This window comes from Burkholderia sp. Bp9099, from assembly GCF_003857805.1.
Lineage (GTDB): Bacteria > Pseudomonadota > Gammaproteobacteria > Burkholderiales > Burkholderiaceae > Burkholderia.
Genome location: NZ_QTPU01000009.1, coordinates 19,991 through 35,416, shown reverse-complemented (window position 1 = coordinate 35,416; position 15,426 = coordinate 19,991). Strand labels below are relative to the sequence as shown.

Here is a 15,426-nt window from a genome sequence, read left to right as displayed (position 1 = left end):
TGCCGGCCCGCGAGGCCGGCATGTGCGTTTACGCGGGCAAAGCGCGCGCGTCAGATCAGCTCGAGCTTCGACGTCAGGTACGTGAGCTGGATCCGGTTCGCGACGCCGAAGCGCTTGCGCAGCTTGCGCAGGTGATAGTCGACGTTGTGCGCGCTGGTGTCGAGGCGCCGGCCGATCTCCTTGTCCGACGCGCCTTCCGCGATGCCCAGCAGCAGTTCCTGCTCGAACGGCGTGAGCCCGTTCACGGCGCGTTCGCGCGACGTCGCGATCAGTTGCGGCGACGCGAACTTGTGCACCGACAGCCCGATCGACAGCGCCTGCTCGATCGTCGCCGGCGTGATCCATTCGCGCGTGCGGCGCGGCGCGGTGAAGCTCATGAACGCGTGCAGCCGCGTGCCGGGCACGGCCATCGAATACATGATGCCGCTGCACATGCCGTCGTCCTGCATCGTCTGCAGGAAACCGTCGAGCGCGGCCGGGCTCACGCACGGGCCGCCGTCGCGCGCGCGGTGTTCGCGGCGCAGCTGCTGCAGGTCCCACACGATCGGCATGTTGCACACGCGCGCGTCGAGCGTGCGCGGATCGATGTCGTGATGGTTGTGCCGGACGTAGTCGCCGCGATAAGTGGGCGGCGTGAACGCCTCGTGCAGGTAGAGACTTTCGACACGCTCCCGCGAGAATTCGAGCGCGAAATACGCGAACGTCGAGAAGCCCGTCAGGTGCAGCAGGCTGGTGACGATCCGGTTGCGTTCGGCGGTGCTCTGCGCGTGCGCGAGCGTATCGGCGACGCCGAGCTTCGGCGCGTGCGGCTGCGCGATGTCGTCGCGCTTGACGTCGTCGCACCAGACGACCTGCACCGGGCGCGCTCTCGACGCGTCGGCACAGGCGACCGTCCGCCGCGGCGGACGGGGCAAGGTTGGGGCGACCGCTTCTTCTTGCAATGCAATATCGGACATGAGCCATCCCTCGGAATCGACGCGCATCGCGCAGCGGCAGCCGTGTCGTGCACGGTGCCCGCGACGATGCGATCGAGCATCTTTATGATATGCGCCGATCGTCATCCAGACGAAACGCGGGGGCATTGTACAAAAATGCCTGTATGCGCGTAATATGCCGTAATACTAATTCGGGCGAAAGGTTCATATTCGCACCGGTATAGAGTCGACCAGAAAATCATAAAGAAAAGACCAAATCGTGACGGGGCAGGTTCACATATTGGGAAAGGGTGGGCTCCTCATGACATATGCTGACGACGCGCCACGCGTCGAGTGGTTCTCGCAAGCCGATATCGCGGCCGCTGCCGCTTATTCGAAAGAAATTCATGCAATCGAGCGCGACGTTTTTACCGGCATTCAAATCGCGCCCGGTAAATCCGACCTCGCTTCCGTCGATTTCTCCCAATGCCATGCGCGATTGCGGCAAATCGGTTTCAGCACGCTCGGCTACGGCGCCTACGAGATGATCGGGCGGCGCATCCTGTGCGCGCATCTGCTGCGCGACCTCGCGCCCGCGACGTTCATGCAGCCGTATATCGAGGGCATGCTCTACGAGAGCGACCCGCGTTTCGCGCAGGTGCGCAGCAGCGGCTTCCCGGTCGCGTGGCGGCTCGACGAGATCGAGTCGGCCGCGCAGGGCAGCGGCGACCGCAAGGTGCTCGCGCTGGCCGGCCATCTGCGCGCGCATGCAATGAACAGCGGCGTGATCTTCAGCCTGTCGGCGCCGCGGCTCGACCTGCGCGTTGCCGTGAACGTGACGTCGGAAGCCCACGGCACCGAATGGATCGACGATCGCGTGATCGGCGGCGCGCTCTCGGTGAGCCTCGCCGTGCATCGCGTCGCGCTGCCGTTTCTCGAGGCGCGCATCGCGCGCATGCGCGGCTTCGCGCTCGGCGACGAACAGCAGCAGGTGCTCGACCGGCTCGTGCACGGGCTGTCCGACCAGGAGATCGCGAGCGCGCTGCGCACGTCGCTGCACAAGGTCGGTCACCATATCCGCTCGCTCGAAAAACTCTTCAACGTGCAGAACCGCGCGCAGCTCGCGTATCTCGCCGCGCGCCGTCTGGAGTCCTGACCCTGTCTCCCCGCGCGGCGCCAGCCGCGCGATGGAAGCGGTTCCGGCGATGCGCGCGCGCAGGCGCCGCCGGGTTTCGTAGTCCGATCCGATCGTCACCGGAAAACGGCTGCGACGCTACGAGGCGCATCCCTTTTTACGCGGTTGCGCGTCGCTACACTCGTCCCATTCAACGGTCCGCGCGACGCGGGGCATGACGGCCCGCGCCCGCCGGCGACAACGACAGGACGACGGCACGATGGCAGAACCGAAGGCGCTCCCTCGCGACTGGCAGCGGATCTTTTCCGCCGGCCGCAGCGTGTCCGGGCGACGTCTCGGGGCATCGCCGCGCGCCGACCTGTTTCTCGCCGCGTTCATCGTGTCGGTGGTCGCGCTGTTCATCCTGCCGCTGCCGCAAGCCGCGCTCGACGGGATGATCTCGCTGAACCTCGCCGCGAGCGTCGTGCTGCTGACGGTGTCGACCTACGTGCCGTCGGCGGTCAGCTTCTCGTCGTTTCCCGCGCTGCTGCTGTTCACCACGCTGTTCCGGCTCGCGCTGAACATCGCGTCGTGCAAGCTGATCCTGCTGCACGCGAACGCGGGCCACGTGATCGACGCGTTCGGCCGGCTCGTGGTCGGCAACAACGTCGTGGTGGGCGGCGTGGTGTTCCTCGTGATCGCCGTCGTGCAGTTCATCGTGATCGCGAAGGGTTCGGAGCGGGTCGCCGAAGTCGGCGCGCGCTTCTCGCTCGACGCGATGCCGGGCAAGCAGATGAGCATCGACGCGGACCTGCGCGCGGGCATCATCAGCGCCGACGAAGCGCGCGAGCGCCGCGAGAAGCTCGAACAGGAATCGCAGATGCACGGCGCGATGGACGGCGCGATGAAGTTCGTGAAGGGCGATGCGATCGCGGGCCTCGTGATCGCGTTCATCAACATCGTCGCGGGCATCGCGGTCGGCACGCTGATGCACGGGATGGATATCGGCGAGGCGCTGCAGCGCTACGCGATCCTGACGGTCGGCGACGGGATGGCGTCGCAGATCCCGTCGCTGCTGGTGTCGATCGCGGCGGGCATCGTGACGACGCGCGTCGCGACGCGCGACACGCGGCAGCGCCAGCTCGGCGAACAGCTGGGCGAGCAGCTCGGCGCGCATCCGCGCGCGCTGCTGATCGCGGCGCTGGTGCTGGCCGGGTTCCTCGTCGTGCCCGGTTTTCCGAAATGGTCGTTCGCGCTGATCGCGCTCGGCCTCGGCGCGTTCGCCTTCACGCAGCTCAAGCGCAAGACGACCGCGCCGAGCTTCAACCTGATTCATATCGCGGGCCGCATCGGCGCGACCGACGACGGCCAGCCCGCGAAGGTGTCGCATGCGGCAGGCGTCACGTCGCTGATCGCGGTGTCGCTGTCGGACGACCTGCGCACGACGCTGAACCTCGCGCAGCTGCAGACCGCGCTGTCGAGCGCGAAGGCGCGCGTCGACGCGGACATCGGCACGGTGTTTCCACGCATCACGCTGAACGACGACGAAGGGGCGGCACCCGGCACGTACCGGATCTATCTGCAGGACGTGCTCGCCGCGCAGGGCGCGCTGAAGCCGGGCTGGCTGCTGTGGGACGGCGTCGCGCCGCTGCCGGAGCGCGCGGAGCGCCAGCCGGCCGAGGCGTTCGGCCCGTTCGCGACCGCGCTGTGGATCAAGCCCGACGGCGCGGCGCCGGACGGCAAGTGGCTGACGAGCGAAGGCGCGCTCGCCGCGCACGTCGAGCAGATCGTGCGCCAGCATGCGGACGAGCTGCTCGGTATCCAGGAAACGCAGGCGCTCGTGCACCTGGTGCGCCGCGAGCATCCGGAACTCGTCGGCGAACTGACGCGGCTCGTGCCGCTGCAGCGCGTGACCGAGGTGCTGCGCCGGCTGCTGGCCGAGCAGGTGCCGATCCGCAACCTGCGCGTGATTTTCGAAAGTCTGATCACGTGGGCGCCGAACGAGCCGGACGACGTGATCGCGCTGGTCGAGCTGGTGCGCGTCGACTTGCGCCGGATGATCACCGATCGCCATGCGGGCGCGACGCGGCAGCTGCGCGTCGTGCTGTTCGAGCAGAACCTGCAGGAGCGGATCGAGAACGCGGTGATGCGCACGAAGCAGGGCAATTTCCTCGCGCTGTCGAGCGCGATCAAGCAGGACATCGGCGAACAGGTGCGCGCGATCGTGCAGGCCGCGACGGCGGCGCAGCCGGCAGGCGCAGGCGGTCACGGCAACCCGCCGGGCGCCGCGCGGCTCGCGGTGATGGTCGCGCTCGGCGCGCGCCGCTACGTGAAGACGATTTTGCAGCCGGTGCTGCCGGAACTCGCGGTGCTGTCGTACCAGGAGGTCGAGGAGGACGTGCAGCTGCATACGGTCGGCTGGGTGAAGAACCCGCCCGACGACGGCACGCTCGGCGCGGGCGCCGGCGTGCGTGCGCCGGGAGTCGTGCAATGACGAGCTCGACGATCCTCGACCTGACCCGGCAGGCGCTGATGCTGGTGCTGCTGCTGTCGCTGCCGATCGTGCTGATCGCCACCGTCACCGGCCTCGTCGTCGCGATCCTGCAGGCCGTCACGCAGGTGCAGGACGCCAACCTCGGCATCGCGGTGCGGCTGATCGCCGTGATGGTCGCGCTCGTGCTGCTGTCGGGCTGGCTCGGCAGCGAGGTGCTGCGCTTCGCGCAGCAGGCGCTGGAACGCATGTTCGTTTCTTCCACAGGAGTGTTTTGATGCGTCGACGCGTCGCCCCGATCCGGTTTCAACCGCGCCGCCTGCAACGGGCCGCGCTCGCCATGTGCGCGACCGCGCTGCTCGCCGCGTCGCTGTGCGTGACGGTCGCGCAGCCGGCGCGCGCGGCGGACCTGCGCTGGCGCAACAAGCCGTTTACGATCGTCGCGAACGGCAAGAAGATCGGCGACTTCATTCGCGAGCTCGCATCGTCGCAGGGCGTGACGGCCGTGGTCGACCCGAAGGTCGACGGCGTGATCAGCGGCCGCTTCTCGGGCACGCCGCAGCAGACGCTCGACACGATCTGCTCGACCTACGGGCTCACGTGGTACTACGACGGCTCGTTCCTGTACGTCGACCCGGCCGACCAGTCGCAGACGCAGATGATCCCGATCCCGCCGAACGCGGCCGGCGAGATCGGCCGCGCGCTGCAGGCGATGCAGATTCCCGACAAGCGCTACACGCTCGTGATCAACGATCGCGCGAACAGCGTGTACGTGGCCGGCCCGCGTCGTTACGTGGAGCTCGTGCGGCAGGCGGTCGGCTCGGTCGGCGATCCGTCGGCGAACGGCGCGCATGCGGACATCCGCGCGTTCCGGCTCCGGTACGGCTGGGCGTCCGACTTCACGATCAACCGCTCGGGCAAGGAAGTGACGGTGCCGGGCGTCGCGACGATCCTGCGCCGGCTGTTCGGCAAGGGCGGCGGCACGAGCGAGCTGCCGTCGAGCACGCCGCTCGGGCAGGCCGCGCGCCAGGTGAAGCTCGGCTCGGGGCTGACGATCGCGGTGCCGCGGCTCGACTTTCCGGACATTGCCGGCGGCCCGCGCCAGGGCGGCTATGGCGGTGCCGACGGCGCTGCCGGCGGTGTCTCGCCGTTCTCGAACGGCGGCGGTGGCGACACGCTGCCGCAGATCGTCGCCGATCCGGCGATCAACGCGGTGATCGTGCGCGACCTGCCGGAGAACATGTACCGCTACCAGGCGCTGATCAACCAGCTCGACGAGCGGCCGCGCATCGTCGAGATCAACGTGACGATCATCGACATCAACGAGGATTCGCTCGACAGTCTCGGGATCGACTGGCGCCTGCACACGACGCACGGCGACGTGCAGATCGGCAACGGCGCGAATCCGCTGAACGGCAACACGCAGTACAACGGCGCCGGCAATCCGCCGCTGACGTTCGGCGTCGGCGCGTCGGAAACCGGGCAGACCGGCACCTTCATGCCGACCGGCATCGCGCTGACCGCGTCGATCGGGGGCTCGCTGCGCAACTACCTGCTCACGCGCGTGAACGCGCTCGCGCAGAAGGGGCAGGCGCAGCTGCGCTCGAAGCCGAAGGTGCTCGCGCTCGACAACACCGAGGCCATTCTCGAGAACCTCACGCAGTTCTACGTGCAGGTGCAGGGCTACCAGGATTCGTCGCTGTACAGCGTGACGACCGGTACCAGCATCAAGGTCACGCCGATGATCGTCGACGAGGCGATCCGCAACGCGGCCGCCGTGTCCGGCAACCCGCAGAGCGTGATGATGTCGATCGACATCCAGGACGGCAACATCGTGCCGGGCCAGGCCGTGTCGAACGTGCCGGTGATCCAGCAGCGCAACATCGTCACCAAGACGATGATCGACGAAGGCAAGAGCCTCCTGATCGCGGGCTTCAACGACGACGAGGTGCGGCTGAACAAGAGCGGCGTGCCGTGGCTGTCGGACATCCCGCTGATCGGCAACCTGTTCAAGTACACCGACAAGTCGGGTAACCACATGGAGCGGTTCTACCTGCTGACGCCGCGCGTGGTGACGACCGCGTCGATGTACGCGCCGGACGGCTCGCCGGTGAACCCGGGCGCGGACGGGCCGGCCGGTTCGAACGGCACGTCGATGTATCGCCCGCCGGACAACGACATCGCGGTGCCGCTCACGCCCGCGCCGCTGCCCGGCACCAAGTTCGGCCCGCCCGCGCTGCCGCCGCCGAAGGATTCGGCGGCGCAGCCGGTGGCGACGACCGCAGGAGCGTCCACCCATGTCGACGACCATCATTGACCCGCACGGCGACGGCGCATTGCATGGCGGCACGGCGGGCGCCGCGGCCGGGGCGCCCGCGCTCGCGTCGCCGTGGAACCTGTGCTTCCTCAGCGGGCCGATGTACGGCCGCACGATGTCGCTCGCGCGCGGCGCGAACTGGGTCGGCACCGCGGCCGACTGCGAAGTGATCCTGCCCGATCGCGAGATCGGCGCGAAACAGGTGTGCCTGCAGGTCGGCGCGCTCGCGGTGACGGTGCAGAACCACGGCGGCGACGGCGGCGCGCCGGTGCTGTTCAACGACGCGCCGCTCGGCGCGGGCCGCCGCTCGATGACGCCGCAGGATGTCGTGACGGTCGGCTCGATCAAGCTCGGCATCGCGCGTCATGCGCAGGCGAGCGTCGCGGTGCCCGACGAGGCCGACGCGCCGGACGCCGCGCGCGAGGCCGCGTGGCTCGGCTGGCTCACCGGCGGGCTGCGCCGCCTCGGCAGCCGGCGGCTCGTGATCGCGGTCGTCGCGCTGTGGATCGGCGTGCTGCTCGGCGCGCTCGGTTACGGCTTCGTCGCATGGTCGGGGCGCCTGCCGTGGCAGCACGAGTCGGTGCTCGCGCGCACGCACCGGCTGCAGCAGTTGCTGCACGCGTATCCGGAGCTCGCCGTCGCGCCGCGCGACGACGGCGTGATCGTGTCGGGTTACGTGAGCGATCCGGCCGCGCGGGAACGCGTCGCGCAGATCGTCGCGGGCGTCGACAACGCGGCGCTCGGCACCCTCTACGTGGTCAGCGATCTCGTCGCGACCGCGCAGACGTATTTCAGCGACACGGCGCTGACGGTCACCTATCTCGGCCGCGGCCGGATCGAATTGACGGGGGCGGCCGAGCGCGCGCAGATCGAGCCGCGTATCCGCAACTACATGAAGGACGCGCGCCCGGCGCTCGAGGTGGTCGACCACGTGCGCGACGCCGATGCGGCCGCGCCGCGCACCGCGACGACGCTCGGCGGCGTCGCGGGGATTCCGGAGATCACGACGGTGTTCGCGGGCGACGGCGACCAGCGCTACATCGAGACGGCCGACGGCAGCCGCTATTTCGAAGGCGCGCGGCTGAAGGAAGGGCCGACCGTGGTGTCGATCGGCCCCGACGAAGTGGTGTTCGAACGCAATGGCCAGCGCATCACGATGCCGCTCGGCGGTCCGTCCGCGAGCGCGCCCGAGCGGGCATCGGCGCCGCCCGTGCCGCCGCTCGCGAGCGGCGCGGCGGCCGGCGTCGCACAGCCGGTGCCCGGACCGGCGTTGTTGCCGGATGCGCCGGCGGTACCGGCGGTTGCCGCGGCCGGCGCATCGAAGGCGGCGCACTAGCGCCGCGCCAGGACTTGCGCATCGCGTGTCGCGCGGTGCGCGCATTACGCGACACGCCGCGCATGCGGCGCGTCACGTCGCCGGTGGGGCATGGGGCCGCCGCCGGAACAGGGAAGCAGTTCAATGACGTACATGCAAAGGAGCGAAACATGAGTACCCCCCCGACTGGTGCCAACAACACGCAACAGGTCCAGCAGCAGGCGGACGACCTGACCAAGACGCAGCTCGAACTGACGAAGATCAACTTCCAGGTCCAGCAGTCGACCGCGACGTTCGAAACCAGCAACGCAGTGACCGCGCAGGAAGGGACGGCGAACGCCCAGGTTGCGCAACACCTGAGTTCCGCCGGCCGCGCATGACGCCGGTCGCCGGCCGTGCCGCGCGACGCCGGATGCCGGGGCCGCCCGTGACGGGCGCCCGGCGGGGCGTGTGCGCGTGGCGGCCGGCCCGTTCCCGGCGCTGCCGGTCAAGGAGGACACGATCATGTCGATAACAGGCGTAGGCGCGGCACCACCGGGCGCGGCCGCGCTCGCGGGTGCCGTGCAGCAGGCGGGCACGGCGTCCGATCCGGCGCAGGTGCGCCAGTTCGATGCGTTGATGCAGCCGGGTGCCGCGCCGGCCGCGACGTCGCCGTCGGCGTCGGGCGTCGCGATGTCGCGCGCGCCGGCCGATGCGGCGCCGGCCGTGCAGATGACGCCCGCGACACCCGCGCAGGCGAACCATTCGTCGCTCGTCGAGCGGTTGCGCACCTACGGCAACGATCTCGACACGCGGTACGCGAACATCGACAAGCATCGCACCGAAATGCTGACGTCGATGGCGGACAACCGCAGCGATCCGCTGATGACGATGGTAAAGGCGATGGATTTCCAGTGGACGGCGACCACCACGATTTCGGAATACCAGTTGAGCCTGTCGGTCGCGCAGGCGGCGAACGGCTTCACGCACACGGTGCTGAAGACCCAGGAGTAGCGAAAGCCGGTGCGTGCGCCTGAACCGGCCGCGCGCCCTGAAGCGGACAAACGATGACGACGATCGATTCGACGCCGCGCCTGCATGCGTGGCGCAGCCGGGCGGCGCGTGCGCTGCTCGCGGGACTGCTCGCGCTGCTGGCGGGCTGCCAGAAGGAGCTTTACTCCGGCCTGTCGGAGCGCGATGCGAACCAGATGGTTGCCGTGCTCGGCGACGCAGGGATCAGCGCGGCGAAGGACAACGACGCGCGCGACACGTCGGATCGCAACGCATGGCAGGTGAGCGTCGCGGACGGCGACATGCAGTCGGCGCTCACCGTGCTGCAGGCGAACGGGCTGCCGAAGCCGAGCTACGCGAGCCTCGGCGAGCTGTTCCAGAAGCAGGGGCTCGTGTCGACGCCGGCCGAGGAGCGCGTGCGCTACCTGTACGGCGTGTCGCAGGACCTGTCGCGCACGCTGCAGGACATCGAGGGCGTGGTGGTCGCGCGCGTGCAGGTCGTGATTCCGGAGAACGATCCGCTTGCGGACAAGATCAAGCCGTCGTCGGCGGCCGTGTACATCCGCTACCGGCCCGGCGTGGACCTGCGCGCGATGGCGCCGATGGTGAAGGATCTCGTCGCGCACAGCATCGAAGGGCTGCAGTACGACAACGTGTCGCTGTTCCTGCAGCCGGCCGCCGCGCGCACGGCGCGCGTGGACGGGATCGGCAGCGCGGTGTCGGACATCCTGCGGCTGCGCTCGCCGCTCGGCTGGCTCGTGTTCGCGCTGATCCTGCTGACCTGCGCGGTGATCGCGCTGTCGGCCGCGCGGCGCGGGATGTTCGGCGCGCGGCTGGCCGGGCTGGTCGGCGGCGCACCGCGCGGCGGCAACGGTGCAGGCGGCGCGTCCGCGCAGTCGGGCGGCAGCCTGCGCACGCCGGACGGCGCGCGCGACGGCGCATGAACGAGCCGCATGTGCTGCCGCCGGGCGTTGCGCCCGACGCCGTGTCGCTGCCGTGGCTGCAATCTCTCGCGGCGCCGCCCGCTGCGCGGCGCGCGGCGTTTCATGCGCTCGTCTGCGAATTCAACCTGCGGCCCGACCGTTATCTGCACGTGACGCGCGTGCCGGCCGACTGGCCCGCGCGTTACCGCTCGCCCGACGCGTTCGGCCCGGCCGGTCGCAAGCTGCTTGCGCGCCATCTGCTCGATGCGAACGGCGTGGCCGAACATCACGACTTCGACCTCGCGAATCCGTGCGCGCGGCTTGCGCTGCTGCCCGGCGCGGCGCTCGAACAGCTCGCATCGTATGCGGGCTTGCTGCTGCATCGCGGCTGGCTGCGCGATGCGCTGGCCGTGCGCCGCATTCGCGCGGAAGTCGCGGCGAAGCTCGGCGGCGATGCATTGGAGCTCGCGCTCGAGCGCGCGCCGGAATTCGGCGCGCTGGCGGACACGCTCGAACCGTGGCGCGCCGATCCGGCTGCGCTGCCGGTGGTGATCCGTGCGCGCGGCGGGCGGCTGCTCGCGGATTTCATCGGCGTGGCGGGCGATGCGGTCGCGCGGCGCGCGCGCCTGAAATTCAACCGCGCGATCGACGACGAAGCGCCGTACTGGCTGAACCGCGCGCAGCGCGACCAGTTCGGCGAATTGCTGTTCCTGTTTCTGATTCCCGAGAGGCTTGCGTCATGGGACTGGCTTTTCTGATCACGAGCGACAACCTGCAGCTGCTGTCGGAGCGCAAGGTGCTCAAGGAGCGCGAATACGCGGCGCTGCTCGACGCGTCCGCGGTGATCGCGACCGCGCGCGACGAGGCCGCGCGCATCGTCGCCGATGCGCAGCGCGAATTCGACCGGCGCCAGGCGGCCGGCTACGACGAAGGGATGCGCCGCGCGCAGCGCGAGCATGCGGCGCAGGCTTATACGCAGGCGTTGGCCGCCGCGCGCACGATGGAGTCGATGAAGGATTCGATGGCCGACATCGTCGTGAAGGCCGTGCGCGCGATCGTCGGCGAGATGGCCACGCAGAAGCTGTACGAGGCCGCGCTCGCGCGAATTGCGCCGCTCGTGCGCGACGAGGCGTTCCTGATCGTGCGGGTCGCGCCGGGCCGCGAGGACGAGATGCGCGACGCGCTCGAGCGCGCGTTCGCCGGCCAGTCGAACCGGCAACGGATCCGCATCGTCGAGGATGCGCAGCTCGAACGCCACGCATGCACGGTCGAGACGCCGTCCGGGCGCATCGATGCGAGCCTCGACCTGCAGATCGACGCGCTGCGCCAGGCGATCCGCCGCGACGCGCTGAAGGGCTCGCCGCGATGAACGCGCCGCTCGACGATCCGCAACCGAACGGCCGCGAGAGCGACGACGATGCCGCGCCGTTCGATCGCGGTCGCCTCGTCGGCGATCTCGACGCGGGGCTCGCGTTCTTCTCGCCGGTGTCGGTGCAGGGCCGCGTCAATCACGCGGTCGGGCAGATCCTCAATGCGACGGGCATTCGCGCGCGGCTCGGCGAGATCTGCGAGCTGCGCACGCCGAACCAGCCGACGCTGCTCGCCGAAGTGGTCGGCTTCTCGCGGCAGACCACGCTGCTTACGCCGCTCGGCGACGTGGCCGGGCTGTCGCCGGAGACGAGCGTCGTGCCGTCCGGGCGCGAGCATGTGTTTCCGGTCGGCGAAGCGCTGTTCGGCCGCGTGCTCGACGGGCTCGGCCGGCCGCTCGACGATCGCGGGCCGGTGACGGGCGCCGCGTGGGTGTCGACGCAGCAGGACCCGCCGAACCCGCTCGCGCGCAAGCTGATCGACACGCCGTTTCCGACCGGCGTGCGCGTGATCGACGGCCTGATGACGCTCGGCATCGGCCAGCGCGTCGGCATCTTCGCGCCGTCCGGCGTCGGCAAGAGCACGCTGCTCGGGATGATCGCGCGCGGCGCGCAGGCCGACGTGAACGTGATCGCGCTGGTCGGCGAACGCGGCCGCGAAGTGCGCGAGTTCATCGAGCACAGCCTGTCGCCCGAGGTGCGCGCGCGCTCGATCGTCGTCGTGTCGACGTCCGATCGTCCGGCGATGGAGCGCGTGAAATCCGCGCTGGTCGCGACCGCGATCGCCGAGCACTTCCGCGATGCGGGCAAGCGCGTGTTGCTGCTGGTCGATTCGCTGACGCGTTTCGCGCGCGCGCAGCGCGAGGTCGGCCTCGCGAGCGGCGAGCCGCCGACGCGGCGCAGCTTCCCGCCGTCGACGTTCGCCGTGCTGCCGCGCCTGCTCGAACGCGCGGGGCAGGGCGCGACCGGCTCGATCACCGCGCTGTACACGGTGCTCGTTGAAGGCGATGAGGAATCCGATCCGATCGCCGAGGAAGTGCGCTCGATCCTCGACGGTCACATCGTGCTGTCGCGCAAGATCGCGCTCGCGAACCGCTATCCGGCGATCGACGTGCTCGCGAGCCTGTCGCGCGTGATGCCGCTCGTCGCGAGCCGCGCGCATCAGCAAGCGGCCGCGCGCGTGCGCGAGCTGATCGCGAAGTACCAGGAAATCGAGCTGCTCGTGCAGATCGGCGAGTACCGCGAAGGCAGCGACCGGCTCGGCGATCTCGCGCTGCGTGCGCGCGATGCGATCGGCGCGTTCTGCGCGCAGGCGTCGCACGAGGACGTGCGTTTCGACGCGCTGCTCGCGAAGCTGACGAAACTCGCGAACGACCATGTCTGAAGCCGACGACCGTCTCGTGCTCGCGACGCTCGCCCGCCTGAAGCGCGTGCGCGAGATGCGCAGCCAGATCGCGCGCGTGGCGGCCGCGCGCCAGCAGGGCATCGCCGCGCAGAGCCGGCGCGCGCTCGACGCCGCGCACGAGCAGCTTGCGCAGCAGGTCGCGGCGAAGGCCGCGATCCAGACGCGCCTCGCCGATGACGTGCGCGAGGCGCGCGCGTTGCAGAACGCGGCGGCCGATACGCGCACGTTCGACCGCCATATCGGTGTCGCGCACGCGTCGGTCAGCGAGGCCGCGCACGTGCACCGCGATCACGAGGCTACGCTCACCGACCTGCAGCGCGCCGCGCGCAAGGCGAAGGCCGCCGAGGACAAGCTCGACAAGGCCGGCGAGAAGGCCCTGCAGGCGCGCGCCGCGCGGGTCGAGCGCGACGCCGACGAAGTCGCGGATGCGCATGCGGTGCGGCGCTTCGCGACGGCCGGCGTGTGGGCGGGCGACGCGCAGGGGCATGCATCGGGGCAGCGTGACATGGCGGCCGCGTTCGATGCGGAAATGGTGTCGCGACCGGCGGGGGTAGACTCGACGGACGCGGCAAACACGGCAAACACGGCAAACACGGCAAACACGGCAAGCACGGCAAACACGGCAAACACGCGCGCGGCGGCCGGCAACGCCGATCCGGGCGGCGCAACTGTCCCGGCCGCCACCATCGACGATCCGGCGCCGCCCGCCGCCGCGGAGCGCCGATGCTAGACCACGCCGCGAACTTCAACGACATCGCCGGCACGCTGCGTCCGCTGCTCTACGTGATGCCGCGCCTGCTGCCGATCATGTTCGTCGTGCCGGTGTTCAACGAGCAGATCATCACGGGCCTCGTGCGCAACGGCATCGCGGTCGTGATCGCCGCGTTCGTCGCGCCGGTGATCGACCCGGCGCAGGTCGCCGCGCTGCCGTTCCTGATGTGGTGCCTGCTCGTCGCGAAGGAGGCGGTGATCGGCATGCTGCTCGCGGGCGCGTTCAGCGCGGTGCTGTTCGCGATCCAGGGCGTCGGCTACCTGATCGATTTCCAGACCGGCAGCGGCAGCGCCGCGTTCTTCGATCCGATGGGCGGGCACGAGGGCGGCCCGACGTCAGGGTTCCTGAATTTCGTCGCGATCGCGCTGTTCGTCACCGCGGGCGGCCTGCAGGTGCTCGTGCAGCTGTTCGCACAGTCGTACGCGTGGTGGCCGATCGGCTCGCTCGGCCCCGATTTCTCGTCGATGCTGCAGACCTTCGTCGTGCGGCAGACCGACACGATCTTCGAATGGATGGTGAAGCTCGCCGCGCCGGTGATCATCGTGCTGGTGCTGGTCGAGCTCGGCATCGGCCTCGTCGGGCGCGCGGTGCCGCAGCTGAACATCTTCGTGTTCGCGCAGCCGCTGAAGAGCGCGCTCGCGGTGCTGATGATGGTGCTGTTCCTGCCGGTGGTATACGCGTCGCTGCACGCGCTGCTGAGCCCCGATAGCGGGCTGATGGCGCTGCTGCGCGCGCTGTTCGCCGCGCACGGCGGCGCGTGACGACCCCGCCGGAACCGGAGCGACGATGGCCGAAAAGAACCAGCAGCCGACCGCGAAGCGCCTGCGCGAGGCCCGCCAGAAAGGCGACGTGCCGAAGAGCGCGGAGACGATCTCGTCCGCGTTCTTCGTCGGCGTGTGCGTCGCGCTCGCGGTCGGGCTCGGCACGCTGTTCGCGCGACTGCAGGCGCTGTTCCGGCTCGTGTTCGATGCGGCGGGCGCCAGCGATCCTTCCGCGCGGCTCGCGGTGCTGATCGACGGCGCCGCGCGCGACTGGGCGCTGCTGTCCGCGCAGATCGTCGCGGCCGGGCTGCTGGCCGGCCTGCTCGCGGGCTTCGTGCAGGTGGGCGGCGTGATGGCGTGGAGCCGGCTCGTGCCGCAGCTGTCGCGGCTCAATCCCGCCGAGGGGCTGAAGAACATGGTGTCGATGCGCAACCTCGTGAACCTCGCGAAGATGCTGCTGAAGACCGTGCTGCTGGTCGCGACGCTCGGCTGGCTGATCGTCGAGTCGCTCGACCCGGCGGTGCAGTCCGGCTTCACGCGGCCGATGTCGATTCTCGCGCTGATCGTGAAGCTGCTGATGCTGCTGTTCGGCTGGGCCGCGCTGATCTATATCGTGATGGCGCTGATCGACATCGTGCACCAGCGGCGCGAGTTCAATCAGAAGATGAAGATGTCGATCGAGGAAGTGCGGCGCGAGCACAAGGAAGACGAAGGCGACCCGCACATCGAGGCGAAGCGCCGGCAGCTCGCGCGCGAAGCGCAGTTCTCGTCGCTGCCCGACCGGATCGGCTTCGCGTCGGTGGTCGTCTACTCGTCGAGCGTCGCGGTCGCGCTCTATTACGGCGGCGTCGGCACGCTGCCATGGGTGCTCGCGCGCGGCGAGGGCGAGGCGGCCGAACGGATCGTACGGCTCGCGCGCGACGCGCTGCGTCCGACGCTTGCGAACGCCGGCCTCGCGCAGGCGCTGTACGAGAGCACGCCAGAAAAGGGCACGATCCAGCAACGGCATTTCCGCGAAGTCGCGCAGTTGCTGAAGTGGGCGACCGGCGCGGCCTGA

General features: G+C 69.8%; 15 protein-coding genes. 14 read left to right on the top strand and 1 reads right to left on the bottom strand.

Going from position 1 to position 15,426, the window contains the following annotated elements:
• Nucleotides 1-50: 50 nt before the first annotated feature.
• Entirely contained in the window at nt 51-956 is a 906-nt protein-coding gene (locus tag DIE17_RS11860) for a helix-turn-helix transcriptional regulator (protein WP_124667333.1), read from the bottom strand.
• Between the two features lie 280 nt (nt 957-1,236).
• On the opposite strand from DIE17_RS11860, the gene DIE17_RS11855 reads away from it, so the two are divergent.
• The 14 genes from DIE17_RS11855 to DIE17_RS11790 all read left to right on the top strand — a co-directional run bounded on the left by DIE17_RS11855 (nt 1,237) and on the right by DIE17_RS11790 (nt 15,426).
• Nucleotides 1,237-2,070, top strand: coding sequence for an autoinducer binding domain-containing protein (locus tag DIE17_RS11855; protein WP_044847604.1), 834 nt, complete (start codon nt 1,237-1,239; stop codon nt 2,068-2,070).
• Between the two features lie 238 nt (nt 2,071-2,308).
• Nucleotides 2,309-4,522: a type III secretion system export apparatus subunit SctV gene (gene sctV / locus DIE17_RS11850; protein WP_124485366.1), complete on the top strand. Its 2,214-nt coding sequence runs from the start codon at nt 2,309-2,311 to the stop codon at nt 4,520-4,522.
• On the top strand, nt 4,519-4,797 hold the full coding sequence (sctS, locus tag DIE17_RS11845) for a type III secretion system export apparatus subunit SctS (protein WP_124485367.1): 279 nt from the start codon (nt 4,519-4,521) through the stop codon (nt 4,795-4,797). The genes sctV and sctS overlap by 4 nt, the downstream gene beginning before the upstream one ends.
• The gene (gene sctC, locus DIE17_RS11840) at nt 4,797-6,836 is read left to right on the top strand and encodes a type III secretion system outer membrane ring subunit SctC (protein ID WP_124522357.1); all 2,040 of its coding nucleotides are present in this window, start codon (nt 4,797-4,799) and stop codon (nt 6,834-6,836) included. Before sctS ends, sctC begins: the two co-directional genes overlap by 1 nt.
• Nucleotides 6,817-8,172, top strand: coding sequence for a type III secretion system inner membrane ring subunit SctD (gene sctD / locus DIE17_RS11835; protein ID WP_124920863.1), 1,356 nt, complete (start codon nt 6,817-6,819; stop codon nt 8,170-8,172). The genes sctC and sctD overlap by 20 nt, the downstream gene beginning before the upstream one ends.
• 149 nt (nt 8,173-8,321) lie before the next feature.
• Nucleotides 8,322-8,531 carry a hypothetical protein gene (locus DIE17_RS11830; RefSeq protein WP_044847609.1) on the top strand — a complete coding sequence of 70 codons (210 nt, stop codon included), beginning with the start codon at nt 8,322-8,324 and terminating at the stop codon, nt 8,529-8,531.
• A 124-nt stretch (nt 8,532-8,655) separates the two neighbouring features.
• On the top strand, nt 8,656-9,144 hold the full coding sequence (locus DIE17_RS11825; RefSeq protein WP_124920862.1) for a hypothetical protein: 489 nt from the start codon (nt 8,656-8,658) through the stop codon (nt 9,142-9,144).
• 53 nt (nt 9,145-9,197) lie between these two features.
• Nucleotides 9,198-10,085, top strand: a complete 888-nt coding sequence (sctJ, locus tag DIE17_RS11820) for a type III secretion system inner membrane ring lipoprotein SctJ (protein WP_044847610.1) — start codon at nt 9,198-9,200, stop codon at nt 10,083-10,085.
• The gene (locus tag DIE17_RS11815) at nt 10,082-10,822 is read left to right on the top strand and encodes a SctK family type III secretion system sorting platform protein (protein ID WP_044847611.1); all 741 of its coding nucleotides are present in this window, start codon (nt 10,082-10,084) and stop codon (nt 10,820-10,822) included. The genes sctJ and DIE17_RS11815 overlap by 4 nt, the downstream gene beginning before the upstream one ends.
• The gene (sctL, locus tag DIE17_RS11810) at nt 10,804-11,433 is read left to right on the top strand and encodes a type III secretion system stator protein SctL (protein ID WP_124522353.1); all 630 of its coding nucleotides are present in this window, start codon (nt 10,804-10,806) and stop codon (nt 11,431-11,433) included. The genes DIE17_RS11815 and sctL overlap by 19 nt, the downstream gene beginning before the upstream one ends.
• Nucleotides 11,430-12,815 carry a type III secretion system ATPase SctN gene (gene sctN / locus DIE17_RS11805; protein WP_124893035.1) on the top strand — a complete coding sequence of 462 codons (1,386 nt, stop codon included), beginning with the start codon at nt 11,430-11,432 and terminating at the stop codon, nt 12,813-12,815. The genes sctL and sctN overlap by 4 nt, the downstream gene beginning before the upstream one ends.
• On the top strand, nt 12,808-13,566 hold the full coding sequence (locus tag DIE17_RS11800) for a hypothetical protein (RefSeq protein ID WP_124920861.1): 759 nt from the start codon (nt 12,808-12,810) through the stop codon (nt 13,564-13,566). The genes sctN and DIE17_RS11800 overlap by 8 nt, the downstream gene beginning before the upstream one ends.
• Nucleotides 13,560-14,369: a type III secretion system export apparatus subunit SctT gene (gene sctT, locus DIE17_RS11795; protein ID WP_124920860.1), complete on the top strand. Its 810-nt coding sequence runs from the start codon at nt 13,560-13,562 to the stop codon at nt 14,367-14,369. Before DIE17_RS11800 ends, sctT begins: the two co-directional genes overlap by 7 nt.
• A 25-nt stretch (nt 14,370-14,394) precedes the next feature.
• Nucleotides 14,395-15,426, top strand: coding sequence for an EscU/YscU/HrcU family type III secretion system export apparatus switch protein (locus DIE17_RS11790; RefSeq protein ID WP_124920859.1), 1,032 nt, complete (start codon nt 14,395-14,397; stop codon nt 15,424-15,426).

Bases quoted from the DNA above. Each gene is read 5' to 3' on its own strand.
- sctN (WP_124893035.1), top strand. From the start codon at position 11,430: ATGAACGCGCCGCTCGACGATCCGCAACCGAACGGCCGCGAGAGCGAC.
- sctC (WP_124522357.1), top strand. From the start codon at position 4,797: ATGCGTCGACGCGTCGCCCCGATCCGGTTTCAACCGCGCCGCCTGCAA.
- sctD (WP_124920863.1), top strand. From the start codon at position 6,817: ATGTCGACGACCATCATTGACCCGCACGGCGACGGCGCATTGCATGGC.
- DIE17_RS11825 (WP_124920862.1), top strand. From the start codon at position 8,656: ATGTCGATAACAGGCGTAGGCGCGGCACCACCGGGCGCGGCCGCGCTC.
- sctJ (WP_044847610.1), top strand. From the start codon at position 9,198: ATGACGACGATCGATTCGACGCCGCGCCTGCATGCGTGGCGCAGCCGG.
- DIE17_RS11830 (WP_044847609.1), top strand. From the start codon at position 8,322: ATGAGTACCCCCCCGACTGGTGCCAACAACACGCAACAGGTCCAGCAG.
- sctV (WP_124485366.1), top strand. From the start codon at position 2,309: ATGGCAGAACCGAAGGCGCTCCCTCGCGACTGGCAGCGGATCTTTTCC.
- DIE17_RS11855 (WP_044847604.1), top strand. From the start codon at position 1,237: ATGACATATGCTGACGACGCGCCACGCGTCGAGTGGTTCTCGCAAGCC.
- sctL (WP_124522353.1), top strand. From the start codon at position 10,804: ATGGGACTGGCTTTTCTGATCACGAGCGACAACCTGCAGCTGCTGTCG.
- DIE17_RS11860 (WP_124667333.1), bottom strand. From the start codon at position 956: ATGTCCGATATTGCATTGCAAGAAGAAGCGGTCGCCCCAACCTTGCCC.
- DIE17_RS11800 (WP_124920861.1), top strand. From the start codon at position 12,808: ATGTCTGAAGCCGACGACCGTCTCGTGCTCGCGACGCTCGCCCGCCTG.
- DIE17_RS11790 (WP_124920859.1), top strand. From the start codon at position 14,395: ATGGCCGAAAAGAACCAGCAGCCGACCGCGAAGCGCCTGCGCGAGGCC.
- DIE17_RS11815 (WP_044847611.1), top strand. From the start codon at position 10,082: ATGAACGAGCCGCATGTGCTGCCGCCGGGCGTTGCGCCCGACGCCGTG.
- sctS (WP_124485367.1), top strand. From the start codon at position 4,519: ATGACGAGCTCGACGATCCTCGACCTGACCCGGCAGGCGCTGATGCTG.
- sctT (WP_124920860.1), top strand. From the start codon at position 13,560: ATGCTAGACCACGCCGCGAACTTCAACGACATCGCCGGCACGCTGCGT.